This window comes from Streptomyces sp. NPDC055013 (assembly GCF_053608645.1).
Window position 1 is genome coordinate 18,303 of the sequence record NZ_JBSGVW010000056.1, and the last position, 22,718, is coordinate 41,020.

Genomic DNA, 22,718 nt, shown 5'->3' on the forward strand with positions numbered 1-22,718 from the left:
CGGCGGAGGCGGCCTGCGGTTCCGGCTTCGTACCCCCGTGGGAATTTCCGAATTCGGGCAGGCGGCGCGGAGTTCGGGGGCGATTTTCGTGACGATCGGACCGTAGGCTGCCGCGCATGTGCGGAATCGTGGGATACGTGGGGTCGCAGTCGGCGCTCGAGATCGTGATGGCCGGACTGAAGCGGCTGGAGTACCGGGGGTACGACTCGGCCGGGGTCGCGGTGCCGGCGGACGGAGGGCTCGCCGGGGCCAAGAAGGCCGGGAAGCTGGGGAATCTGGAGAAGGAGCTGGCCGAGCGGCCGTTGCCGACCGGGACCACCGGGCTCGGGCACACGCGGTGGGCCACGCACGGTGGGCCCACGGACGCGAACGCGCATCCGCATCTCGACAACGCGGGGCGCGTCGCCGTCGTGCACAACGGGATCATCGAGAACTTCGCCGGGCTGCGGGCCGAGTTGGAGGAGCGGGGGCACGAGCTGGCCTCCGAGACCGACACCGAGGTGGTCGCGCATCTGCTCGCCGAGGAGTTCTCGGTCTGCGCCGATCTCGCCGAGGCCATGCGGCTGGTGTGCCGGCGGTTGGAGGGGGCGTTCACGCTGGTCGCCGTGCATGCCGACGAGCCCGATGTGGTGGTCGGTGCGCGGCGGAACTCGCCGCTGGTGGTGGGCGTTGGGGAGGGTGAGGCCTTTCTCGCCTCGGATGTCGCCGCGTTCATCGCCTACACCCGGTCGGCGATCGAGCTGGGTCAGGACCAGGTGGTGGAGCTGCGGCGGGACGGGGTGACCGTCACCGGGTTCGACGGCCGGCCGGCCGAGGTGCGGTCGTATCACGTCGACTGGGACGCCTCAGCCGCGGAAAAGGGGGGCTATGACTACTTCATGCTCAAGGAGATCGCCGAGCAGCCCAAGGCGGTCGCCGACACGTTGCTGGGGCGCATCGACGCATCCGGTTCGCTGACGCTGGACGAGGTGCGCATCAGCGCCTCCGAGCTGCGGGAGATCGACAAGGTCGTCATCGTCGCCTGCGGTACGGCGTTTCACGCCGGGATGATCGCCAAGTACGCCATCGAGCACTGGACGCGGGTGCCGTGCGAGGTCGAACTGGCCAGTGAGTTCCGGTACCGGGATCCGATCCTCGATCAGCAGACCCTCGTCATCGCCATCTCGCAGTCCGGCGAGACCATGGACACCCTCATGGCGCTGCGGCATGCCCGTGAGCAGGGGGCCAGGGTGCTGGCGATCTGCAACACCAACGGGTCGACGATTCCGCGTGAGTCGGACGCGGTGCTGTACACGCATGCCGGGCCCGAGGTCGCGGTCGCTTCGACGAAGGCGTTCCTGACCCAGCTGGTGGCGTGTTATCTCGTCGCGCTGTATCTGGGGCAGGTGCGGGGCACCAAGTGGGGTGACGAGATCGGCGCGGTCATCCGGGATCTCTCCCACATCTCCGGTGAGGTCGAGCGGGTGCTGGAGACCATGGAGCCGGTGCGGGAGCTGGCGCGGTCGCTGGCCGCGAAGAAGACGGTGCTGTTCCTGGGGCGGCATGTCGGGTATCCCGTGGCGCTGGAGGGGGCGCTGAAGCTGAAGGAACTCGCCTATATGCACGCCGAAGGCTTTGCGGCGGGGGAGTTGAAGCATGGGCCGATCGCTCTGATCGAGGACGACCTGCCGGTGGTCGTGGTCGTGCCTTCGCCCCGGGGGCGGTCGGTTCTGCACGACAAGATCGTGTCCAACATCCAGGAGATCCGGGCCCGGGGTGCGCGGACGATCGTCATCGCGGAGGAAGGGGACGAGGCGGTGGTGCCGTACGCGGACCACCTGATCTGGATTCCGGCCACGCCGACCTTGCTTCAGCCGCTGGTGGCGACGGTTCCCTTGCAGGTGTTCGCCTGTGAGCTGGCGACGGCTCGGGGCAACGAGGTGGATCAGCCTCGGAATCTGGCGAAGTCGGTGACCGTGGAGTGAGGGGGCTTCGGGCCGGGCCGTTCAGCGTTCCGGCCCGTCGTCCCATCCGTCCGCCCGCCACGCCGCGGCCTGCGGCATGAACCTGTTCTCGGCCGCGTGTGCCGCCATACGTGTGTTTCTCTCCTTGGCCTCCGGCCCGTCCGGCAGGTGGAAGTCCCTGCCTGCCCGGGTCGAGCGGGCCTGTGTGCCGGTGGCGGTCGGGAGGCGGCGGGCGGCGTAGCGGGCGAGTGCGGAGGGGACTTCGGCGGGCGTCACGTCAGTGAGGGCGTCGCCCAGTGCGGCCGCGTCCAGGATCGCCTGGGCCGCACCCTGCGCCTGGAACGGGACCATCGCGTGGGCGCTGTCGCCGAGGAGGGTCACCCGGCCGACGTTCCAGCGGGTGAGCGGGGTGCGGGTGTAGATGCCGTAGCGCAGCACTCGGCCCGCGCGTTCGAGGATGCTCAGGACCCGGGAGTCCCAGCCCGCGAACTCGCGTAACTGCTCTCCTGGTTCTGCCTGAGCGGTCCAGGACTCCTGCGCCGCCGCCTCCGTGGCGAACACGGCCACGATGTTCAGAAGGTTCCCGCGGCGCACCCAGTAGTGGACGAAGTGGCGGTCCGGGCCGAGCCAGACCCCGAGCGGAGGGAGGCCCAGGTCGGCCACCTCGGCACAGGGGAGCAGGGCCCGGTAGGCGGCGGTTCCCGAGAACACCGCCTCGTCCTTGCCGAAGAGCCACTGGCGGGCGGCGGAGCGGATGCCGTCCGCGGCCACCACCAGGTCCGCGCCCAGACGCTCACCGGCCGCCGTCGTGACGTGGGCGGAGTTGTCGTCCTGGGCGATGCCCACGACGGTCGTGTCCAGGCGCACCGACTCCGGGGGCAGCGCGGCCACCAGGGCCTGGTGCAGATCGGCGCGGTGAACCAGCAGATAGGGCGCCCCGAACTCGTCCTCGGCCGCACGGCCCATCGCGTAACGGCAGATCTCCGACCCGTCGGACCAGGTGCGGAAGCTCAGGTGGGAGGGGCGGGAGGCCGGTGCGGCGACCGCGTCGAGGACCTCCAGCCGGCGCAGCACCCGCGTGGCGTTGGGCGCGAGCTGGATTCCGGCCCCGACCTCGGTGAAGCGGGTTGCCTGCTCGACGAGCGTGACGTCCCAACCGGCCCGGCGCAGGCTCAGAGTCGCGACCAGTCCCCCGATGCCCGCCCCGACGACGATCGCCCTCATGCGACGGCTCCGCCGGGACGGCGGCACCCCGACGCCGGGCGCCGCCGCCCTGAAGCGTGCCCCTCAACTCCGTACGTCCCGCCAGGCATCCGGAATCCCCTCAGCCACGTCATGCGCCCCGACCGGCGCCCCGTCCGCCGCGAATCTCGCCGACAGGCCGTGGAGATACGCCGCCGCGCTCGCAGCGTCCAACGCCGGGAGTCCCGTCGCCAGCAGCGATCCCGCCAAACCGGACAGCACATCCCCGCTGCCGGCCGTGGCCAGCCATGGCGTACCCGTCGGATTCACCCGGACCGGGCCGGTGCCCCCGGCGTCCGCCACCAGCGTCGTCGACCCCTTCAACAGCACCGTCGCCGCATACCGTGCCGCCAACTCCCGTACCGAAGCCAGCCGAGCCCCCTCGACCTCCTCGCGGGAGACACCCAGCAGCGCCGCCGCCTCCCCGGCGTGCGGGGTCATCAGGGTCGGTGCCGCACGCCCCCGTACCGCATCCGCGTCCGCCAGCCGCAGCCCGTCCGCGTCGAGGAGCACCGGCACGTCCGTCGCCAGGACCTCCGCGACCGCCGCCGCGTCGTCCCCGGCCCCGGGGCCGACGACCCAGGACTGCACGCGCCCGGCCTTCTTCGGTCCCCGGTCCGACACCAGCGTCTCGGGGAACCGGGCGATCACCGCGTCCCCGGCCGGACCGACGTACCGCACGGCCCCGGCCCCGCCCCGCAACGCCCCCGCCACCGCCAGGACGGCCGCACCCGGATAGCGCGCCGAGCCGGCCGCGATGCCCACGACACCTCGCCGGTACTTGTCCGTCTCCGCCGCGGGCGACGGCAACAGCAGGTCCACGTCCGCGTGTTGCAGCGCCTCCAGCTCCACCGCGTCGTTCGGCAGCGCCAGGCCGATGTCGACCAGGCGCACCACACCGGCGTAGTCCCGCGCCGGATCGATCAGCAGGCCCGGCTTGTGCGTGCCGAAGGTGACGGTGAGGTCGGCCCGCAGCGCAGCGCCGCGTACCTCGCCCGTGTCCACGTCCACGCCGCTCGGCAGGTCCACGGCGACCACCGCGGCCCGGGAACGCCGGGCGGCGGCGGCCAGCGGGGCCGCGTCCGGGCGCAGCCCGCCCTTGCCGCCGATCCCGACGATGCCGTCCACGACGAGATCCGCGTGCTCGATCAACTCCTCGGCGCCCTCGACCCCGGTCGCCCGGCCGCCGGCCCGCCGCAGCGCCGCGAGGCCCTCGGCGTGCGCCCGCTCGGGATTCAGCAGCACCGCGGCAACTCCCGCCCCGCGCCTGGCCAGTCGGGCCCCGGCATACAGGGCATCGCCGCCGTTGTCGCCGCTGCCGACCAGCAGCACGACCCGGCTGCCGTACACCCGGCCCAGCAGATCCGCGCAGGCCACGGCGAGTCCGGCCGCCGCCCGCTGCATCAGCGCACCGTCCGGAAGCCGTGCCATCAGCTCCCGTTCGGCCGCCCTTACCGTCTCCACGCTGTACGCAGTCCGCATACGACCGAGTCTTCCGTACGCGGCCCGGCTCGTCGCATCCACGGACGCAATGGCGTGCCTCCGGCCGGCCGGGCGCGAGGGCCGGCGGGCTCAGCCCTCCGCCACCACCACCGCCGACGCCACCCCGGCGTCATGGCTCAGCGACACGTGCCAGGACCGCACGCCCAGTTCGGCCGCCCGTGCCGCGACCGTCCCCGCCACCCGCAGCCGGGGCCGGCCGCTGTCCTCGACGTAGACCTCGGCGTCCGTCCAGAGCAGGCCCGCCGGTGCGCCCAGTGCCTTCGCGAGGGCCTCCTTCGCCGCGAAACGGGCCGCGAGCGAGGCGGTTCCCCGGCGTTCGCCGCTCGGCAGCAGCAACTCGCTCTGCAGAAAGAGTCGTTCGGCCAGGCCGGGTGTGCGTTCCAGTGCCGCGGCGAACCTGTCGATCTCGGCCACGTCGATGCCGACCCCGATGATGCTCATGCCGTGCACCCTACGTTCGGTCGCCCGTTCCCCGGTCCGGTCTCCCGCGCCTCGTTAGGGTGACCCCGCCGCGCGGCGCCTCCCGCCGGGCAGGCCCTCACGCTTCTCTGTGCGCATGATCAGCGGACGTATCGCAAGCCGGAGCATCGCTGTGTTGCTCGCAGGCGCCACCCTGCTGCCCGTCGGCAGCGCCTCGGCCGACCCCGTACCCCCGGCTTCCGGGCCGGAGGCCGAACTCGTGCCCGGCGTACCCGACCTGCTCCAGCTCCGGCCGACCGACACGCCCGACCAGGCGCTGCCCCCGGAGGTGTACAAGCCCAGCCCGGAGGAGGACGCCGTCGAGCCGAAGGACGCGCCGGACGAGTCGAACGACCTCGTGGAGTACATCCCTCCGATGGACGCCCTCGAGGGCGTGAAGTGCAGCCAGGAGACGGGACCGCATCAGCGGCAGGTCGAGCGGTGGCTGAAGCGGCGCGTGGACGGGGAGCAGTCCCCCGCCGACTGCCGGGCCATCCGCGCCTTCCAGATCAAGCACAAGATCAAGCCCGCCATCGGCTTCGCCGGACCTGTGACTTGGGCCACCATGCAGCTGGTCGCCGCCCGCAAGAACCCCAATGCCGCCAAGAAGTGCCCGGTACGGACGTACCGGATCGCCTGTGTCGACCTCGACCGGCAGCTGACCTGGGTGCAGAAGGGCAAGAAGGTGGTGTTCGGGCCCGTGTCCGTCAGGAGCGGGCGCAAGGGGTACGAGACACGGGTCGGGAAGCACCGCATCTACTGGCGGCACAAGAACCACGTGTCGAGCCTCTACAACAGCCCCATGCCCTACTCCCAGTTCTTCAGCGGCGGCCAGGCGTTCCACGGCGTCTACGGCAACATCTTCACCGCCGTCGGCTCCATGGGCTGCGTCAATCTGCGCCTGGACGAGGCCAAGAAGCTGTGGCGCGTGCTGAAGAACAACGACCAGGTGTACGTGTGGGGGCGCCGGCCGGAGGCGTAATCCGCGGGCGCGGGACCGGTGGCCGGGGCACGGGTCCCGGCTCGGCGGCGTTGTCGTACCCCTCTGAGACACTGGGGGCGCCATGACAGAAACAGCTGCCCTGCGGACCGCCCCCCTGCGCGCCCGCGCCGAGATCGATCTGGCCGCCCTGCGGGCCAATGTGCGCGCCTTGCGTGCCCACGCGCCGGGCGCGGCCCTGATGGCCGTCGTGAAGTCGGACGCGTACGGCCACGGGGCCGTCCGGTGCGCCCGCGAGGCCATAGAGGCGGGCGCCGCCTGGCTGGGTACGGCCACGCCCGAGGAGGCCCTCGTGCTGCGGGCGGCCGGGGTGGACGGCGTACGGATCATGTGCTGGCTGTGGACACCGGGCGGGCCCTGGCGCGAGGCCATCGAGGCCGACCTGGACGTCTCCGTCAGCGGGATGTGGGCCCTGCGCGAGGTCACCGCGGCCGCCCGGCAGGCCGGCGCTCCCGCGCGCGTGCAGCTCAAGGCCGACACCGGGCTCGGCCGGGGCGGCTGCCAGCCCGGTGACGACTGGACCGAGCTGGTGCGCGAGGCCCTGCGGGCCGAGGCCGACGGGCTGATCCGGATCACCGGGCTCTGGTCGCACTTCGCCTGCGCCGACGAGCCCGGGCATCCGTCCATCGCCGCCCAGCTCTCCCTCTTCCGCGAGATGGTGGCCTACGCCGAGGCGCGGGGCGCCCGGCCCGAGGTGCGGCACATCGCCAACTCGCCCGCCACGCTCACCCTCCCCGACAGCCACTTCGACCTGGTGCGCACCGGGATCGCCACCTACGGCATCTCGCCCAGCCCCGAGCTGGGCAGCCCCGCCGACTTCGGGCTGCGGCCCGTGATGACGCTCTCGGCGTCCCTCGCCCTGGTGAAACACGTCCCGGGCGGTCACGGCGTCAGCTACGGCCATCACTACGTCACCCCGGGCGAGACCACCCTCGGCCTCGTCCCCCTCGGCTACGCCGACGGCATCCCGCGGCACGCCTCCGGCGCCGGGCCCGTCCTGGTCGGCGGCAAGTGGCGGACGGTCGCGGGGCGGATCGCGATGGACCAGTTCGTCGTCGACCTGGGCGGGGACGAGCCGGCGGCGGGCGCGGAGGCCGTGCTGTTCGGGCCCGGTGACCGCGGTGAGCCCACCGCCGAGGACTGGGCGCAGGCCGCGGGGACCATCGCGTACGAAATCGTCACGCGGATCGGAACGCGCGTTCCACGCGTCTATAGGAATGCGTCCATGTGATGCGTCTTCGTGATGCGGCTATGTGACGCGGGCAATGTGATGCGTCCATACGAATGCGGTTATGTGAATGGGGAACGAGGCGGGTAACCCGTAGCGGGACGCCCGCACCACTCGGCACCCACGTCACACCGAGACACCGGGCACGACCCGGCGAAGAGGAGCGGTACGTGAGCGAGAGCAGCGCGGAGGTCGTCGCGGCCGTCGCCTCCGCCACGGGGGCGGCCGCGAACTGGCGCAGGGCGACCGGGTTCGCCGGCGCCGCGATAGGTGTGATCGCGGCCGGCGCGGCCGCCGGTGTCGCCATAGAGCGGATGACCGTGGGCCGCGGCATGCGGCAGAAGGCCCGGCTCGCCCTCGACTCGGCGGGACCGTACGGGTCGCTGCGCGGCATGCCCGGCAAGGCGTACGCCGACGACGGCACCGAGCTGTACTACGAGGTCGACGACGTCGACCCCGAGGCCGCACCCGCCCTCACCCCGCGCCGGCGACGGCTCTTCGGGCGCAAGGCACCCGCCCCCGTCACCGTCGTCTTCAGCCATGGCTACTGCCTCAGCCAGGACTCCTGGCACTTCCAGCGGGCCGCGCTCAGGGGCGTCGTGCGCACCGTGCACTGGGACCAGCGCAGCCACGGCCGGTCCGGGCGCGGCGTCGCCCAGACGGAGGAGGGCAAGCACGTCGACATCGAGCAGCTGGGGCGCGATCTGAAGGCCGTCATCGACGCGGCCGCGCCCGAGGGGCCGCTCGTGCTGGTCGGACACTCCATGGGCGGGATGACGATCATGGCGCTGGCCGACCAGTTCCCGGAGCTGATCCGGGACCGGGTCGTGGCCACCGCCTTCGTCGGTACCTCGTCCGGGCGGCTCGGCGAGGTCAACTTCGGGCTGCCCGTCGCCGGAGTGAACGCGGTCCGCCGGATCCTGCCGGGCGTGCTCAAGGCGCTGGGGCAGCGGGCCGAGCTGGTGGAGAAGGGGCGCCGGGCCACCGCCGACCTGTTCGCCGGGATCATCAAGCGGTACTCGTTCTCGTCCCGGGACGTCGACCCGGCCGTCGCCCGGTTCGCCGAGCGGATGATCGAGGGGACGCCGATCGACGTGGTCGCGGAGTTCTACCCGGCCTTCGCCGACCACGACAAGACCGAGGCGCTCGGGCTCTTCACGGAGATGCCGGTGCTCGTCCTGGCCGGTGTGGGCGACCTCGTCACGCCCAGCGAGCACAGCGAGGCGATCGCCGACCTGCTGCCGGACGCCGAGCTGGTCCTGGTGCCGGACGCCGGGCACCTGGTGATGCTGGAGCACCCGGAAGTCGTCACCGACCGTATGGCCGACCTGCTCACCCGCGCGGGTGCCGTGCCGGCAGGAGCTACCGTAAGTGGCTATGGAAGCACCAGCAGCACCGCACAACGCGGGTGACCTCGACCTGACCGTCACTTCTCCCGAGCAGATGCGGGAGCTGGGCCGGCGGCTCGCCAAACTGCTGCGCGCCGGTGATCTCGTGATGCTCAGCGGCGAGCTCGGCGCGGGCAAGACGACGCTGACCCGGGGGCTCGGCGAGGGGCTGGGGGTCAGGGGCGCGGTCACGTCACCGACCTTCGTGATCGCCCGTGTGCACCCCTCCCTCGGTGACGGTCCGCCGCTCGTCCACGTCGACGCCTACCGGCTGTCCGGCGGCCTGGACGACATGGAGGACCTCGACCTCGACGTCTCGCTGCCCGAGTCGGTGATCGTCGTGGAGTGGGGCGAGGGCAAGGTCGAGGAGCTGACCGAGGAACGGCTTCAGCTCGTGATCCACCGGGCCGTGGGCGACACGACGGACGAGGTTCGGCACGTCACGGTGACGGGGCTGGGCGAGCGCTGGGCCGCGGTGGATCTGAGCGTGCTGTCGGCGTGAGCGTGCCGTGGTCCTTCGGGCACCGCCGGCCTGAGCCGGACCGGGGCCGGTCGGGCCTGATGAACATTCCGACAAGACGTCGGCAAGATATTGCGTTTGCGGTCTTGTGCGTGGTCACATGGTATCCAGTCCGTGGTTAGGTCTACCTAACTACGTCCGCCCCCGGCCCCAGGAGGCGTCCATGTCGGCATCCGAGAACAAGGCGCAGAGCGAGGCGCGGCCACGGCCGTACGCGCCGGTCGCCGGGGTGTCCATGCGCGATCTGCTGGCGGCCGGCGCCGCTGCGAACGTGATCTCCACCCCGCCGCGTCTCCCCGACCCGGAGACGACCCGCGAACCCGCCGATCACGGGCACCGCAACGCCGCTTAGCGGATCACGGCGACGGGCAGGGCTAGCGGATCACGACAACCGTTCGGCCGATCGTCGCGAAGTCCCACATCGCGTTGCCGTCGGCACGGGATTCGCGGATGCCCCCCGTCTTCACGGTCGGGGCGGGCTGGGCTGCCGGGCCGTCCACGGCCGTGCTGAAGCCGATCGTGACGTTGTCCACGCTGGTGAAGCGGACGACGTGCTCCACGGCGAGGCCGTCGGTGCCGGTGACCGCGTTGGAGCGGGAGCTGACGGTGTAGGCGCCCGGAGGCGGGTCGACCGATCCGGGGGCCACCCGGAACGTGCGCTTGACCTTCTCGCCCGCGTCGACCAGCCACACCCGGTCGTCGTCCACCGAGTAGACGACCCGTTTCCCCGCGCCGGACCCGGTGGGCAGCGCGTCGGGGTCGTTCCCGTCGCGGGGCACCTTGGAGGTGCTCACCCGGGGAACGCTGTCGGCGACCGGCCTGCCCAGGTCGGCGGGGATGTTCGAGTAGGCCTGGAAGGCGAGGAAGCCGACGGTCGCAAGGGCGGCCGCGGTCAGCCCCGCCACGATTCCGGAGCTGCTGCCTGCCACTGGCCACCTCAGCGTTCGCGTCGTACCTGGTGATCGATCCCGACCGTAGCAGTCGTCAAGCGGGCGACCGGGACGGCGCTTCCCGGGGCGCGGGCGCCGTAGGCTGTTTGCGTGCTCTTGCTCGCTCTGGATACCGCCACCCCCGCCGTCACCGTCGCGCTGCACGACGGTACGGACGTCATCGCCTCGTCGAGCCAGGTGGACGCGCGCCGGCACGGCGAGCTGCTGCTGCCGGCCGTCGACCGGGTCCTCGTCGAGGCCGGTGTGAAGCTCGACGCCGTCACCGGCGTCGTCGTAGGCATCGGACCCGGCCCGTACACCGGGCTGCGCGTCGGCCTGATGACCGCCGACACCTTCGGGCTCGTCCTCGGTGTCCCCGTGCACGGCGTGTGCACGCTGGACGGCCTCGCGTACGCCGCCGACATCGAGAAGGGGCCCTTCGTCGTCGCGACGGATGCCCGGCGCAAGGAGGTCTACTGGGCGCGGTACGCCGACTCCCGCACGCGGCTGACCGACCCGGCCGTGGACCGGCCCGCCGACATCGCCGACCAGGTCGCCGGGCTGCCGGCCGTCGGCGCGGGCGCGCTGCTGTACCCCGACACCTTCCCCAGCGCCCACGAGCCCGAGCACGTGTCGGCGGCGGCCCTCGCGGCGCTGGCCGCCGAGCGGCTGGCGGCGGGCGAGGAACTTCCCGCGCCCCGGCCGCTGTACCTGCGCCGGCCCGACGCCCAGGTCCCCAAGAACTACAAGGTGGTCACCCCCAAGTGACCGAACCCGTGACGCCGACTCCCGCCGCTGCCACCGGATCCGTGCTGCGCGAGATGCGCTGGTGGGACATCGACGCCGTACTCGGCCTGGAGAAGGAACTCTTCCCCGAGGACGCCTGGTCCCGGGGCATGTTCTGGTCCGAGCTGGCCCACTCGCGCGGGCCCGGGGCGACCCGGCGGTACGTCGTCGCCGAGAACGGCGGACGGCTCGTCGGATACGCCGGCCTCGCCTCCGCCGGAGAACTGGCCGACGTCCAGACCATCGCGGTCGCCCGCGACCACTGGGGGACGGGGCTCGGTGGCCGTCTCCTCACCGAACTGCTGCGGGCCGCCACCGACTTCGAGTGCGCCGAAGTGATGCTGGAGTGCCGCGTGGACAACGTCCGGGCGCAGAAGCTCTACGAGCGCTACGGCTTCGAGGCCATCGGCTTCCGGCGCGGCTACTACCAGCCGGGGAACGTGGACGCCCTGGTGATGAGACTGACCGACCCTGCAAACTCCGTACAAGGAACCGAGATCAATGGCTGACTCGCGGGACGAACCCCTAGTACTCGGCATCGAGACCTCCTGCGACGAGACCGGCGTCGGCATCGTCCGCGGCACCACCCTGCTCGCCGACGCCGTCGCCTCCAGCGTCGACGAGCACGCCCGCTTCGGCGGGGTCGTGCCGGAGGTCGCCTCCCGGGCGCACCTGGAGGCCATGGTCCCGACCATCGACCGCGCGCTGAAGGAGGCGGGCGTGAGCGCCCGCGACCTGGACGGCATCGCGGTGACGGCCGGCCCGGGCCTGGCGGGCGCGCTGCTGGTCGGCGTATCGGCGGCCAAGGCGTACGCCTACGCGCTGGGCAAGCCGCTCTACGGCGTCAACCACCTCGCCTCGCACATCTGCGTGGACCAGCTGGAGCACGGGGCGCTGCCGGAGCCGACGATGGCACTGCTGGTGAGCGGCGGCCACTCGTCGCTTCTGCTGTCGTCGGACATCACCTCCGACGTCCGCCCGATGGGCGCCACGATCGACGACGCGGCGGGCGAGGCCTTCGACAAGATCGCCCGGGTGCTGAACCTGGGCTTCCCGGGCGGTCCGGTCATCGACCGGTACGCGCGCGAGGGCGACCCCGGGGCGATCGCGTTCCCGCGCGGACTGACCGGGCCGCGCGATCCGGCGTACGACTTCTCCTTCTCCGGCCTCAAGACGGCGGTGGCCCGCTGGATCGAGGCCAAGCGGGCGGCGGGTGAGGAGGTGCCGGTGCGCGATGTCGCGGCGTCCTTCCAGGAGGCGGTCGTCGACGTGCTGACCCGCAAGGCCGTCCGCGCCTGCAAGGACGAGGGCGTCGACCACCTGATGATCGGCGGTGGTGTCGCGGCGAACTCCCGCCTGCGGGCCCTCGCCCAGGAACGCTGCGAGCGGGCCGGCCTCCGGCTGCGGGTACCCCGGCCGAAGCTGTGCACGGACAACGGGGCGATGGTGGCGGCCCTCGGCGCTGAGATGGTGGCCCGGAACCGGCCGGCGTCCAGCTGGGACCTGTCGGCGGACTCCTCGCTGCCGGTGACGGACCCTCATGTGCCGGGCACGCCGCAGGATCACGGCCACGACCATGTGCACGAGGTCAGCAAGGAGAACCTCTACTCGTGACGGTCGCGCTGATGTGGGAGGCGCGGGCGGTCCCCGGCCGGGGCGAAGCCTTGCTCGCCTGGGCCCGGTCACAGGAGTTGGCCGCACGGCCCCTGCGCCGGGAGACCCTCCGCGCACCGCAGGACCGGGTGCTCGTCATCACGTGGTGGGATGCGGCGTACGACGCGGAGCTGCCCGAACTGCCCGAGCCGGACGGGGAGTTGGTGACTCGTGCCGTGCATCGGTGGCGGTTCGAGTCGGTGGACGCCGGGCCGGGCCTGGGGTGAGCCCGTCGGGGCTCCGGCGCGGCGCGCCCGGGTCACCCCGGCCCCGACACCTCCGCCTCGCACCGAAGCCGCCGACCCGCCCCCACCTCCCGTACGGGGCCGGTGAGGTGCAGCCGTGCCGTATGCCGTACGTCCGAGCTCGACGCCGCCAACCGCAGTTCCAGAACCCCCGGTTCGACGATCCGGCGCCCCGAGCGGTCGGTGAAGGACGACAGGTCCGCGTGGAAGCGGAAGGTCACCCGGCGCGCTTCACCCACCCCCAGGCCGACCCGCTGGTAACCGATCAGCCGCACATCCGGCCGCGTCACCGACGCCACCGGATCGTGCAGGTACAGCTGGACCACCTCCGCGCCCGCCCGGTCGCCGGCGTTGCGGACCGTCACCGACACCTCGTGGGAACCGTCCGTGCCGATCTCCGCCGGGTTGTCCCCACCCGTGAAGCCGCCCCATGAGAAGGACGTGTACGACCTGCCGTGCCCGAACGCGTACAGCGGCGTCGGGTCGAGATTGCTCACCTCTCCCGCCAGCCCCAACGGCGGCTGGAGGTACGTCCACGGCTGCCCGCCCGGCTCCCGCGGCACGCTCACCGGCAGCCGTCCCGACGGGTTGACCCGGCCCGACAGCGCTCCCGCCACCGCCGGTCCGCCCTCCTCCCCGGGGAAGAACGCCTGGACGACCGCCGCGAGCCGCCCCTGCCAGGGGCCCAGGGCGTACGGCCGACCGGTCAGCAGCACCAGCACCACCGGGACGCCGGTCGCGATCAGCGCGTCCAGCAAGTCACCCTGAGCACCCGGCAGCCGCAGGTCCGTCACATCGCAGCCCTCGCCCGACGTGCCCCGCCCGAACAGGCCGGCCCTGTCGCCCAGCACCGCCAGGCACACGTCCGCCTCCGACGCCCGTGCCACCGCCTCCTCGAAGCCTGCCGTGTCCGGGTCCGAGACCCCGCAGCCCTCGGCGAACGTCACCTTGGCGTCGGGGAGTTCGGCGCGCAACGCCTCCAGGAGCGTCGGGATCTCGATGCCCATCGGCACCTCGGGGTGGTGCGTAAGGACATGGGACGGGAAGGAGTAGCAGCCCAGCATCGCCAACGCGTCCGCCGCACGCGGGCCCACGACCGCGATACGGGCGTCGGGGGAGAGGGGCAGGACGCCGTCCGGGTTGTCCAGGAGCACCACCGACTCCTCGGCCACGCGCCGGGCCAGGGCGCGGTTCGCAGCCGAATCCAGGTCGAGGTCCGCTGCCTTCGGCTCCGGCGTCCAGTCCTCGTCCAGAAGACCCAACTCGCACTTCTGGAGCAGGACCCGGCGGGCCGCACGGTCCACCAGTTCCTCCGCGACCTCGCCCGACCGGACGGCCTCCAGAAGGGGTTTCCCGTAGCACTTCAGGGTGGGGAGTTCCACGTCGATGCCGGCCGCCAGCGCCGCGTGTGCCGCCTCCCCCGCACTGCCCGCCACTCGGTGCAGCGTCTCCAGGAAGCCGATGCCGAAGTAGTCGGCGACCACCGTGCCCGTGAAACCCCATTCCGCCCGGAGGAGTTCGGTCAGCAGCGAAGGGTCCGCCGACGCCGGCACTCCGTCCGTCTCGTTGTACGCCGCCATCACCGACCGGGCCCCGCCCTCGCGCAGCGCCATCTCGAAGGGCGGGAGTGTCACGTCCGCGAACTCGCGGATGCCCGCCCGTACGGGTGCGAGGTTGCGGGCGCCCACCGAGGACGCGTATCCGGCGAAGTGCTTGAGCGTGGCGATCACGCCGGCCGACTCCAGACCCCGGACGTAGGCAGTACCGATCGTGCCGGTCAGGTACGGGTCCTCGCCGATGGTCTCCTCGACGCGGCCCCAGCGCGGATCGCGTACGACGTCCAGGACGGGGGCGAGACCCTGGTGGACGCCGACCGCGCGCAGGTCCTGGCCGATGCGGGCGGCCATCTCCTCGATGAGCGGGGGGTCGAAGGTGGCTCCCCAGGCGAGCGGTACCGGGTAGGCCGTGGCCTGCCAGGCCGTGAAGCCCGCCAGGCACTCCTCGTGGGCCACCGCCGGGATGCCGAAGCGGCCCGCCCCGGCGATACGGCGCTGGGCGCGGGCCAGTGCCCGCGCGGCCGACGCCGGGGCGACGGGAGCGGTGCCGAAGGAGCGGGTGAGCTGGCCGAGGCCGTGGGTGATCAGCTCGGCCCAGTCGTAGTCGGCGGTCATGTCGTGCTGGTGCGGGGCGACTCCCTCGGCCCGTGCCTCGCCGTCCGTGGCGGCGCCCACCCACACGCCGTACAGCTGGGCGGTCTTCTCCTGCAGGGTCATCCGGGAGAGGAGGTCGTCGACGCGGGCGGCGGCGGGCAGGGCGGGGTCGCGCCAGGGGGCGGTGGTCATGAAACTCCTGTCCGGACGGTGGTCATGAAACTCCTGGCCGGGCGGCGGCTGGGAGGCCCTCACATCAGCCTCTCGCGAATGTTTCGCTATTCACCTCGAATGTTCCGGGAACCTAGGCGCGGTGAGAAGGGTTCGTCAAGAGGTCGCGCAGGGATACGATCGCCGCCATGACACCCTCGGAGCCCGCCGAAAGCCGGACCACAACGCGTGAAACCCGGACGACACCACCGTCGACCGGCCGGTCCACCCAGACCGCGACGCTCGCCGAGATCGCCCGCGAGGCCGGCGTGTCCGCGCCGACAGTTTCGAAGGTCCTCAACGGACGCGCCGACGTCGCCCCGGCCACCCGCACCCGCGTCGAGGAACTGCTGCGCGCCCACGGCTACCGCCGACGGCGGGCCGAGGCGAGCCGCTCACCCCTGATCGACCTGGTCTTCCACGAGTTGGAGAGCGCGTGGGCGATGGAGGTCATCCGGGGCGTGGAGAACGTCGCCCGCGACGCGGGGCTGAGTGTCGTGCTGAGCGAGAGCGCCGGGCGGCTGACCCCGGGCCGGACGTGGGCCGACCAGGTCGCCGCACGGCGCCCGCACGGCGTGATCCTCGTGCTGTCCGGGCTCGACGAGTCCCAGCATGCCCTGCTGACCAGCCGTTCGATCCCGTTCGTGGTGATGGACCCGGCGGGCGACCCGGGCGCCGACGTGCCGTCCATCGGGGCCACCAACTGGCAGGGCGGACTCGCCGCCACCCGGCATCTGGTGGAGCTCGGGCACCGCAGGATCGGCGCGATCACCGGGCCGTCCCGCATGATGTGCAGCCGCGCGCGCATCGACGGCTACCGCGCCGCCCTGGAGACGGCCGGGCTCCCGGTCGAGCCGGACCTCGTCCGGCCCGGCGACTTCCACCACGAGACCGGCTACCGGCAGGGCCTGGAACTGCTGCGCCGCCCGGACCGGCCGACCGCCGTCTTCGCCGGCAACGACCTTCAGGCGCTTGGGCTGTACGAGGCCGCACGCGAGCTGGGGCTGCGCATTCCGGAGGACCTGAGCGTGGTCGGCTTCGACGATCTGCCGATCGCACGCTGGGTGGGGCCGCCGCTCACGACCGTACGGCAGCCGCTGACGGAGATGGCCGAGGCGGCGGCGAAGCTGGTCCTCGACCTCGCGCGGGAGGAGGGTGCGCCGGTGGCGACGCGGGTGGAGCTGGCGACGAGCCTGGTGGTGCGCAGCAGTACGGGGGAGCCGCCGGCGGCTTGGCCCCATGTGGCGTCGAAGCCAGTCGGTTGATCGACCGAAACTTTCGGATGCGCCTCGATGGAGCCTCCTGGAAGTCTGAGAATTTCCGAAGAAAAGGCGCTCTGCCGCTCCTGCCCGTAATAATTCGGACGTACGTTCCTGCCTGTGACGGGACTTGGGGCGAACGGGCGTGCAGCGGACGGGGACTTGGGCGGACGGGCGAGTCGGCGGCCGGCGGCGCTGAGGGCGGCCGGACTCGTCTTCGCGGGCGCCCTGGTGCTGGGCGCGGCTGCCGTGAGCTGGGCCTACTGGCACCTGAACCACAACATCAAGAGCGTCGACATCGACAGCGCCCTCGGCGACGACCGCCCCCTGAGCGGCCGGACGACACCGGTCCCGTCGGCTTCCGCCTCCGCGCTGCCCACCGGCTCCCTGAACATCCTCGTCCTGGGCTCGGACTCGCGCACCGGCGAGGAGAACCGGAAGCTGGGCGGTGGCAGCAGCACCGGCGCCCGCTCGGACACGGCGATGGTGGTGCACATCGACGCCGGCCGCACCGGGGCGACCGTCGTCAGCATCCCGCGCGACACCCTGGTCACCCGCCCGTCCTGCCCGCTGCCGTCGGGCGGTTCGACGGAGGTGGCGTACGGCACGATGTTCAACAGCGCGTACGCGCTCGGCGGCCCCGTCTGCGCGGTCAAGACGGTCGAGTCGCTCACGAACGTCCGTATGGACCACTACATCGAGATCGACTTCTCGGGCTTCGCGAAGCTGGTGGACGCGCTGGGCGGCGTCACCGTCACGACGGACGAGGACATCGACGACGAGGACAGCCACCTGACCCTCGAGGCGGGCACGCATCACCTGGACGGCACCCGGGCGCTGGCCCTCGCGCGCACCCGGCACGGCATAGGCGACGGCAGCGACCTCGGCCGTATAGGCCTGCAACAGCGGCTGGTCACGGCCCTGCTGGACCAGATCTCCGCCACCGACCTCCTCACCGACCCGGCCCGCCTCTACCGTGTCGCCGACGCGGTGACGGGCAGCCTGACGACCGACACGGGTCTGGACTCACTCGGCGAGCTGACGGGCCTGGGGCAGAGCCTGCAGGGGCTCTCCTCGGACACCGTGCGGACGGTGACGATGCCGGTGGCGCCGGCGCCGTCGGACCGCAACCGGGTGGTGGCTCAGGAGCCGGAGGCGGGGAAGCTGTGGGAGTCGCTGCGGTGACAGCAGAAGATCTTCGAAAAAAACCGGGGGAGTGTGTCGATCCGGCGGCGTCCCGTTCGACGCAGGGGTGAGAGCCGGGAAAGGCCCGGTCATCGCCCCTGAGGAGTCACCATGCCGCGCTACCTGTCGCTCGTCCGGATCGACGAGTCCACCGCTCCCGCCGAGGGCCCGAGCCCCGAGATGATGCAGCGTATGGGGGAGCTGCTGGAGGAGATCACCAAGGCCGGCGTCATGCTCGACACCGCCGGTCTCACCCCGACCGCGCAGGGCACCCGCGTGCACTGGGACGGCGCGAACGTCTCCGTCACCGACGGGCCCTTCACCGAGTCCAAGGAGGTCATCGGCGGCTACGCGATCACGCAGTGCAAGGACAAGGCCGAGGCGCTGGAGTGGGCCTCGCGGTTCGTGAAGGTCCACGGGGAGGGCTGGCAGGTCACCTGCGAGGTGCGGGAGATCGCCGAGGGCTGATCCGCCCTCCTTGGATACCCGGCCGTACGGGTGTTGCATGGTGGGCTGTGACTCCGCAGCCCACCGCAGACCCGCACGGCGCCATCGAGACCGTCTTCCGCATCGAGTCTCCTCGCGTGATCGCCGCCGTCGCCCGGGTGGTCCGCGACGTCGGGATCGCCGAGGAACTCGCGCAGGACGCGCTGGTCGCCGCGCTGGAGCAGTGGCCCCGCGACGGCGTCCCCGGCAACCCCGGCGCCTGGCTCATGGCCGCCGCCAGGCACCGTGCCGTGGACCTGATCCGGCGCCGGGAGAACTACGCCCGCAAGCTCGCGCAGATCGGCCGCGACCTGGAGACGACGGCACCGCCCGAGGAGCCGCCCGCCCTCCACGACCCCGACGACATCGACGACGACCTGCTCCGGCTGGTCTTCACCACATGCCATCCGGTGCTGTCGCCGCAAGCCCGCATCGCCCTCACCCTGCGTCTCCTCGGCGGGCTGACGACGCCGGAGATCGCCCGGGCGTTCCTGGTACCGGAGGCCACGGTCGCCCAGCGGATCGTCCGCGCCAAGCGCACCCTGGCGACCAGGAACGTCGCCTTCGAGGTGCCGTACGGCCCCGACCGCGCGGCCCGCCTCGGCTCGGTCCTGGACGTCATCTACCTGATCTTCAACGAGGGGTACGCCGCCACGGCCGGCGACGACTGGCTGCCCGTCGCTGTGCGAGGACGCGCTGCGGCTGGCCCGCGTGCTGTCGGGACTGATGCCCAAGGAGCCCGAGGTGCACGGCCTGACCTCCCTTCTCGAGTTCCAGGCGTCCCGCACCACGGCCCGCACCGGCCCGTCCGGCGAGCCGATCCTCCTCGAGAAGCAGAACCGAGGCCGCTGGAACCGCATGCTCGTCGCCCGCGGCATCGCAGCGCTGGACCGCGCGGGCGCCACCGCCACGGGAGCGCCGGGGCCGTACGCCCTCCAGGCCGCGATCGCCGCCTGCCACGCGCACGCGTACTCCTACGAGGAGACCGACTGGAAGACCATCGCCACCCTGTACGGCCTGCTGTCCGCCCGCTCCCCGTCCCCCGTGGTCGAGTTGAACCGCGCGGTCGCCGTGTCGATGGCGCAGGGGCCGGAGCCCGCGCTGGAGATCGTCGACGCGATCGCCTCCGAACCGGCACTGCGGGACTATCACCTGCTGCCGAGCGTGCGCGGCGATCTGCTGCTGCGTCTCGGCCGTACGGATGAGGCGCGGGCGGAGTTCGAGCGGGCGGCGCGGCTGACGCGCAACGAGCGGGAGCGGGAGATGCTGCTGAAGCGAGCGGCCGGCGACGAGGGCTGACTACGCGGGCCGCCCGACCAGCATCGTCGGCGCGCCAGCCACCCGGGTCAGGAACACGGTCGCCGCGTTGGGCCCCTGAGGCTTGACCTTCTTGCGCAACTCCTCCGGCTCGACCGCCGACCCGCGCTTCTTCACGGTCAGGACGCCGACCTCGCGCTCCCGCAGCAGTGCCTTCAACTTCTTCACGTTGAAGGGGAGTTGATCGGTGATCTCGTACGCCGCGGCGTAGGGCGTCGGGCGCAGCTCGTCCGCCGTGACGTACGCGATGGTCGCGTCGATCAGGCCGCCGTCCAGTTGCTGCGCGACCTCGGCGACCAGGTGGGCGCGGATGGCGGCGCCGTCCGGCTCGTACAAGTACCGTCCGATCGGCCGGACTTCGGGGTCGGGGAGACCTCGGGAGAGCAGGGAGCGCGGTCCCGGCAGCAGGGTGGCCCGAACGGCCCCGGGGCCGGTCCCGAACCACAGCACCGCTTCCTTCACGTCCCCGCCGTCCGAGATCCACTCGGCCTCGGCCTCCGCCGGGATCGCCTCGTGCGGGATGCCGGGCGCGATCTTCAGCGCGGCACGGGGTGCCTTGCGGGCCGTCTCGACGGCCCAGGACAGCGGCGGCGAGTACGCCTCGGGATCGAAGATCCTGCCGCGGCCGCCCCGTCGGGCGGGGTCGACGAACACGGCGTCGTAGCCGGAGACGTCCACCTCGGTGACGTCCGCCTCCCGCACCTCGATCAGGCGGGTCAGACCGAGGACCTCCGCGTTCGCCCGCGCCACGGCCGCCGTCACCGGATCGCGGTCCACCGCCAGCACCCGTATCCCGGCCCGCGCCAACGCGATCGCGTCGCCCCCGATCCCGCAGCACAGGTCGGCGACCGAGCCCACCCCCAGCTCCTTCATCCGGCCGGCCCGGTACGCCGCGACGCTCGCCCGCGTCGACTGCTCGACGCCGTTCGGCGTGAAGTACATCCGCCCCGCGTCCACCGCCCCGAACTTCGCCACCGCCCGCTGCCGCAGCCGCGCCTGCCCGAGCGCCGCCGACACCAGCTCGGCGGGGTGCTCGCGGCGCAGCCGGGTGGCGACGGCGAGTTCGTCGGCGGGGTCGGTTTCGCGTACGGCGTCGAGGAGGGTGCGGCCCTCGGGGGTGCGGAGGGAGAAGAAGGCGGCGAGGTCGTTCACCGGGTCATTGTCCGCCAGCCGGTGGACCGGCCGCTCACTGTGGGCCAGTCGGTGGATGGTGCGTCTCGCCACGGCGGTGTCGGCCCGGCTTCGGGTCGGGCGCCTGCCAAGATCCCGCACCATGCGACTAGTAGTACAAAATGACAAAAGTAGCCCCAATGGGGCACCCGTAGGGCGGCGCGGCCGGGCGGCGGCAGGTTCACGGGCCCGCGGAGCGGTCGCCGTGCTCGCCGTCGCCGCAATCGCCGCGGGCTGCGCACCGGCGGGCACAGGCGCGTCCGGGCCCGCACACCCCACCCCGAGCCGGCAGCCCCTCAAGGCGCCGCCCCCGGCCACCAGCGCGGGCCCGCAGGCCGGGAACACCCCCGGCGCCCACCCGAAGAAGTTCAAGTCGGCGCAGTCCGTCGCCGCCCGGGCCGCCGCCGCAAAACGCTGGGGCCTGCCGAGAATCCCGCTCACGCCCCCGCCCCCACCCGCCACCAAGCCGAAGATCACCACGCGCGAGGGCTTCGAGGTCGACGGGCACGAGGAACTCGGTCTCCCGCCGGTGTTCACGACCATCCCCACCAAGCAGCGGGTCGTCTTCCTCACCATCGACGACGGCGCCGAGAAGGATCCCGTCTTCCTGCGGATGATGGACGACCTGCAGGTGCCGTACACCGCCTTCCTCAGCGACTACGTGATCAAGGACGACTACGGCTACTTCAAGCGGATGCAGCGCAGCGGCGTGGCCCTGAACAACCACACCCTCCACCACCCCTACCTCCCGGCCCTCTCCTACCGCCGCCAGCAGTACGAGATCTGCGGCATGCAGGAGGTCATCGAGGAGCGCTTCGGCAAGCCCGCGCTGCTCTTCCGCCCGCCCTTCGGGAACTACGACAAGGACAGCCTGCGCGCCGCGAAGTCGTGCGGCATCGAGTACGTCCCGCTGTGGAACGAGGAGGTCTTCGTCGACCACTGGGAGTACCGCGAGTGGGACCAGAAGATCCGATCGGGTGACATCGTCCTCACGCACTTCCGGGGCAGGGGGGACTGGAAGGGCACAATGCCCGACATGATCCGCCGGTTCCTGAACAAGGTGACGGCCGAGGGGTTCGCGGTGGCCCGGCTCGAGGACTACCTGTGAGGCGGACGCCCGGTCTGTGGGCCGTGGCGCTCGCGGTGCCGGCTTCCCTGCTTCTCGCCGGGTGCGCGCAGCCGGCCGGCCCGGTCGGCCCCGGCGGGGCGAAGCCGGGTGACAGGGCGGCCCACAGCACACGGTCGGCGGACAGCCCGACGCACCCGACACAGCCGTACCGCCGCTGGGGCCTGACCACCCCACTCGCCCCGCCCCCGCCCGGCCGTCGGCTGCGGCTCGGGCCGCCCGGCGGCCACCCACTGCCCGTCGTGCACCGCGCGCCCACCCGCGACAAGGTCGTCTTCCTCACCTACGACGACGGCGCCGAGAAGGACCCCCGCTTCGTCGACATGGTCCGTGAACTACGGCTGCCCGTCAGCATGTTCCTCACGGACAGCGTGGTGGGCCCGGGCTACGGCCACTTCGCGCGCCTGCGCTCGGTGGGCGCGTCGATCCAGAACCACACCCTCGACCACGCCGCCCTGCGCGGCCTGCCGTACGCCGGCCAGCGCGCCGAGATCTGCGGCCAGCAGAACAAGCTCCGCGCCCGCTTCGGCATCCGCCCCCGCCTCTTCCGCCCGCCCTACGGCACGTACGACACGACCACGCTCCGTGCCGCGGCCCACTGCGGGGTGACGGCGGTCGTGCTGTGGCGGGCGGCCATGGAGGGCGACGGCGAACTGACGTACGCGCACGGCCCCGGACGCCTGCGAGCCGGGGACATCGTGTCGGTCCCGTCGGCCGAGCCGGCGGGACTGAGTCTGAGGGAGCGGACGACGAAGCTGCTGCGGGAGATCCAGGAGCGGGACCTGACGGTGGGCCGGTTGGAGGACTACATCTGAGGGCCAGGCGTCTGAGGGATCTTTTTGGCGCCGGTCCAGGCAAATTCAGCCCGTCCGGCGTTTGAGGACGAGCCGTCCAGGCCGATGGCGGGGGTCTGGGGGCG

General features: G+C 72.4%; 21 protein-coding genes and 1 pseudogene. 16 read left to right on the top strand and 6 right to left on the bottom strand.

Annotated features, from left to right (window positions below):
- Positions 1 to 116 precede the first annotated feature (116 nt).
- Positions 117 to 1,964, top strand: a complete 1,848-nt coding sequence (gene glmS, locus ACWGDB_RS39615) for a glutamine--fructose-6-phosphate transaminase (isomerizing) (RefSeq protein ID WP_453826908.1) — start codon at positions 117 to 119, stop codon at positions 1,962 to 1,964.
- A 21-nt stretch (positions 1,965 to 1,985) separates the two neighbouring features.
- Here glmS and ACWGDB_RS39620 read toward each other — a convergent pair whose 3' ends face one another.
- From ACWGDB_RS39620 to ACWGDB_RS39630, 3 genes are all read right to left on the bottom strand, one after another.
- Positions 1,986 to 3,167 (bottom strand): FAD-dependent monooxygenase, encoded by a 1,182-nt coding sequence (locus ACWGDB_RS39620; RefSeq protein WP_453826909.1) that lies wholly within the window; start codon positions 3,165 to 3,167, stop codon positions 1,986 to 1,988.
- A 63-nt stretch (positions 3,168 to 3,230) separates the two neighbouring features.
- On the bottom strand, positions 3,231 to 4,667 hold the full coding sequence (locus ACWGDB_RS39625) for an NAD(P)H-hydrate dehydratase (RefSeq protein WP_453826910.1): 1,437 nt from the start codon (positions 4,665 to 4,667) through the stop codon (positions 3,231 to 3,233).
- 90 nt (positions 4,668 to 4,757) lie between these two features.
- Positions 4,758 to 5,129, bottom strand: coding sequence for a holo-ACP synthase (locus ACWGDB_RS39630; RefSeq protein WP_453826911.1), 372 nt, complete (start codon positions 5,127 to 5,129; stop codon positions 4,758 to 4,760).
- 115 nt (positions 5,130 to 5,244) lie between these two features.
- Between ACWGDB_RS39630 and ACWGDB_RS39635 the strand changes: the two genes are divergently transcribed.
- From ACWGDB_RS39635 to ACWGDB_RS39655, 5 genes are all read left to right on the top strand, one after another.
- Positions 5,245 to 6,129, top strand: coding sequence for a L,D-transpeptidase family protein (locus ACWGDB_RS39635; RefSeq protein WP_453826912.1), 885 nt, complete (start codon positions 5,245 to 5,247; stop codon positions 6,127 to 6,129).
- An 82-nt stretch (positions 6,130 to 6,211) separates the two neighbouring features.
- Positions 6,212 to 7,378: an alanine racemase gene (gene alr / locus ACWGDB_RS39640; RefSeq protein ID WP_453826913.1), complete on the top strand. Its 1,167-nt coding sequence runs from the start codon at positions 6,212 to 6,214 to the stop codon at positions 7,376 to 7,378.
- Positions 7,379 to 7,545: 167 nt separating this feature from the next.
- Positions 7,546 to 8,787 (top strand): alpha/beta fold hydrolase, encoded by a 1,242-nt coding sequence (locus ACWGDB_RS39645; RefSeq protein WP_383611984.1) that lies wholly within the window; start codon positions 7,546 to 7,548, stop codon positions 8,785 to 8,787.
- Positions 8,753 to 9,265: a tRNA (adenosine(37)-N6)-threonylcarbamoyltransferase complex ATPase subunit type 1 TsaE gene (gene tsaE, locus ACWGDB_RS39650; RefSeq protein WP_383630032.1), complete on the top strand. Its 513-nt coding sequence runs from the start codon at positions 8,753 to 8,755 to the stop codon at positions 9,263 to 9,265. The genes ACWGDB_RS39645 and tsaE overlap by 35 nt, the downstream gene beginning before the upstream one ends.
- 181 nt (positions 9,266 to 9,446) lie before the next feature.
- The gene (locus ACWGDB_RS39655) at positions 9,447 to 9,635 is read left to right on the top strand and encodes a hypothetical protein (RefSeq protein ID WP_453826914.1); all 189 of its coding nucleotides are present in this window, start codon (positions 9,447 to 9,449) and stop codon (positions 9,633 to 9,635) included.
- Between the two features lie 22 nt (positions 9,636 to 9,657).
- Here the strand turns inward: ACWGDB_RS39655 and ACWGDB_RS39660 are convergent, their stop codons facing one another.
- On the bottom strand, positions 9,658 to 10,212 hold the full coding sequence (locus ACWGDB_RS39660) for a hypothetical protein (protein WP_453826915.1): 555 nt from the start codon (positions 10,210 to 10,212) through the stop codon (positions 9,658 to 9,660).
- A gap of 111 nt (positions 10,213 to 10,323) precedes the next feature.
- Here ACWGDB_RS39660 and tsaB point away from each other — a divergent pair, with 111 nt between their 5' ends.
- From tsaB to ACWGDB_RS39680, 4 genes are read left to right on the top strand one after another with little or no spacing between them, the layout of a single operon-like run.
- Positions 10,324 to 10,980, top strand: coding sequence for a tRNA (adenosine(37)-N6)-threonylcarbamoyltransferase complex dimerization subunit type 1 TsaB (tsaB, locus tag ACWGDB_RS39665; protein WP_453826916.1), 657 nt, complete (start codon positions 10,324 to 10,326; stop codon positions 10,978 to 10,980).
- Complete coding sequence (rimI, locus tag ACWGDB_RS39670; protein WP_453826917.1) at positions 10,977 to 11,507, top strand: ribosomal protein S18-alanine N-acetyltransferase; 531 nt, start codon at positions 10,977 to 10,979, stop codon at positions 11,505 to 11,507. Before tsaB ends, rimI begins: the two co-directional genes overlap by 4 nt.
- Positions 11,500 to 12,612 carry a tRNA (adenosine(37)-N6)-threonylcarbamoyltransferase complex transferase subunit TsaD gene (gene tsaD / locus ACWGDB_RS39675; protein WP_453826918.1) on the top strand — a complete coding sequence of 371 codons (1,113 nt, stop codon included), beginning with the start codon at positions 11,500 to 11,502 and terminating at the stop codon, positions 12,610 to 12,612. Before rimI ends, tsaD begins: the two co-directional genes overlap by 8 nt.
- Entirely contained in the window at positions 12,609 to 12,878 is a 270-nt protein-coding gene (locus ACWGDB_RS39680; protein ID WP_453826919.1) for a hypothetical protein, read from the top strand. The genes tsaD and ACWGDB_RS39680 overlap by 4 nt, the downstream gene beginning before the upstream one ends.
- A gap of 32 nt (positions 12,879 to 12,910) precedes the next feature.
- Here ACWGDB_RS39680 and ACWGDB_RS39685 read toward each other — a convergent pair whose 3' ends face one another.
- Positions 12,911 to 15,238, bottom strand: a complete 2,328-nt coding sequence (locus tag ACWGDB_RS39685) for a beta-xylosidase/alpha-l-arabinosidase (RefSeq protein ID WP_453826920.1) — start codon at positions 15,236 to 15,238, stop codon at positions 12,911 to 12,913.
- Between the two features lie 167 nt (positions 15,239 to 15,405).
- Between ACWGDB_RS39685 and ACWGDB_RS39690 the strand changes: the two genes are divergently transcribed.
- The 4 genes and pseudogenes from ACWGDB_RS39690 to ACWGDB_RS39705 all read left to right on the top strand — a co-directional run bounded on the left by ACWGDB_RS39690 (position 15,406) and on the right by ACWGDB_RS39705 (position 19,485).
- Positions 15,406 to 16,521 (top strand): LacI family DNA-binding transcriptional regulator, encoded by a 1,116-nt coding sequence (locus ACWGDB_RS39690; protein WP_453826921.1) that lies wholly within the window; start codon positions 15,406 to 15,408, stop codon positions 16,519 to 16,521.
- A 108-nt stretch (positions 16,522 to 16,629) separates the two neighbouring features.
- Positions 16,630 to 17,700, top strand: a complete 1,071-nt coding sequence (locus tag ACWGDB_RS39695; protein WP_453826926.1) for an LCP family protein — start codon at positions 16,630 to 16,632, stop codon at positions 17,698 to 17,700.
- 111 nt (positions 17,701 to 17,811) lie between these two features.
- Complete coding sequence (locus tag ACWGDB_RS39700; protein ID WP_453826922.1) at positions 17,812 to 18,168, top strand: YciI family protein; 357 nt, start codon at positions 17,812 to 17,814, stop codon at positions 18,166 to 18,168.
- Between the two features lie 47 nt (positions 18,169 to 18,215).
- Positions 18,216 to 19,485: pseudogene (locus ACWGDB_RS39705) on the top strand (RNA polymerase sigma factor).
- Here the strand turns inward: ACWGDB_RS39705 and ACWGDB_RS39710 are convergent.
- Entirely contained in the window at positions 19,486 to 20,655 is a 1,170-nt protein-coding gene (locus tag ACWGDB_RS39710) for a THUMP-like domain-containing protein (RefSeq protein WP_453826927.1), read from the bottom strand.
- 121 nt (positions 20,656 to 20,776) lie between these two features.
- Between ACWGDB_RS39710 and ACWGDB_RS39715 the strand changes: the two genes are divergently transcribed.
- Positions 20,777 to 21,781, top strand: coding sequence for a polysaccharide deacetylase family protein (locus tag ACWGDB_RS39715; RefSeq protein ID WP_453826923.1), 1,005 nt, complete (start codon positions 20,777 to 20,779; stop codon positions 21,779 to 21,781).
- Positions 21,778 to 22,614: a polysaccharide deacetylase family protein gene (locus ACWGDB_RS39720; RefSeq protein WP_453826924.1), complete on the top strand. Its 837-nt coding sequence runs from the start codon at positions 21,778 to 21,780 to the stop codon at positions 22,612 to 22,614. Before ACWGDB_RS39715 ends, ACWGDB_RS39720 begins: the two co-directional genes overlap by 4 nt.
- Positions 22,615 to 22,718 lie beyond the last annotated feature (104 nt).

What these genes read in the sequence shown, in the direction of transcription:
- ACWGDB_RS39690 (WP_453826921.1), top strand. Translation starts at nt 15,406, where the DNA reads ATGACACCCTCGGAGCCCGCCGAAAGCCGGACCACAACGCGTGAAACC.
- tsaD (WP_453826918.1), top strand. Translation starts at nt 11,500, where the DNA reads ATGGCTGACTCGCGGGACGAACCCCTAGTACTCGGCATCGAGACCTCC.
- alr (WP_453826913.1), top strand. Translation starts at nt 6,212, where the DNA reads ATGACAGAAACAGCTGCCCTGCGGACCGCCCCCCTGCGCGCCCGCGCC.
- tsaE (WP_383630032.1), top strand. Translation starts at nt 8,753, where the DNA reads ATGGAAGCACCAGCAGCACCGCACAACGCGGGTGACCTCGACCTGACC.
- glmS (WP_453826908.1), top strand. Translation starts at nt 117, where the DNA reads ATGTGCGGAATCGTGGGATACGTGGGGTCGCAGTCGGCGCTCGAGATC.
- ACWGDB_RS39685 (WP_453826920.1), bottom strand. Translation starts at nt 15,238, where the DNA reads ATGACCACCGCCCCCTGGCGCGACCCCGCCCTGCCCGCCGCCGCCCGC.
- ACWGDB_RS39625 (WP_453826910.1), bottom strand. Translation starts at nt 4,667, where the DNA reads ATGCGGACTGCGTACAGCGTGGAGACGGTAAGGGCGGCCGAACGGGAG.
- ACWGDB_RS39700 (WP_453826922.1), top strand. Translation starts at nt 17,812, where the DNA reads ATGCCGCGCTACCTGTCGCTCGTCCGGATCGACGAGTCCACCGCTCCC.
- ACWGDB_RS39630 (WP_453826911.1), bottom strand. Translation starts at nt 5,129, where the DNA reads ATGAGCATCATCGGGGTCGGCATCGACGTGGCCGAGATCGACAGGTTC.
- ACWGDB_RS39635 (WP_453826912.1), top strand. Translation starts at nt 5,245, where the DNA reads ATGATCAGCGGACGTATCGCAAGCCGGAGCATCGCTGTGTTGCTCGCA.
- ACWGDB_RS39715 (WP_453826923.1), top strand. Translation starts at nt 20,777, where the DNA reads ATGCGACTAGTAGTACAAAATGACAAAAGTAGCCCCAATGGGGCACCC.
- ACWGDB_RS39655 (WP_453826914.1), top strand. Translation starts at nt 9,447, where the DNA reads ATGTCGGCATCCGAGAACAAGGCGCAGAGCGAGGCGCGGCCACGGCCG.
- ACWGDB_RS39620 (WP_453826909.1), bottom strand. Translation starts at nt 3,167, where the DNA reads ATGAGGGCGATCGTCGTCGGGGCGGGCATCGGGGGACTGGTCGCGACT.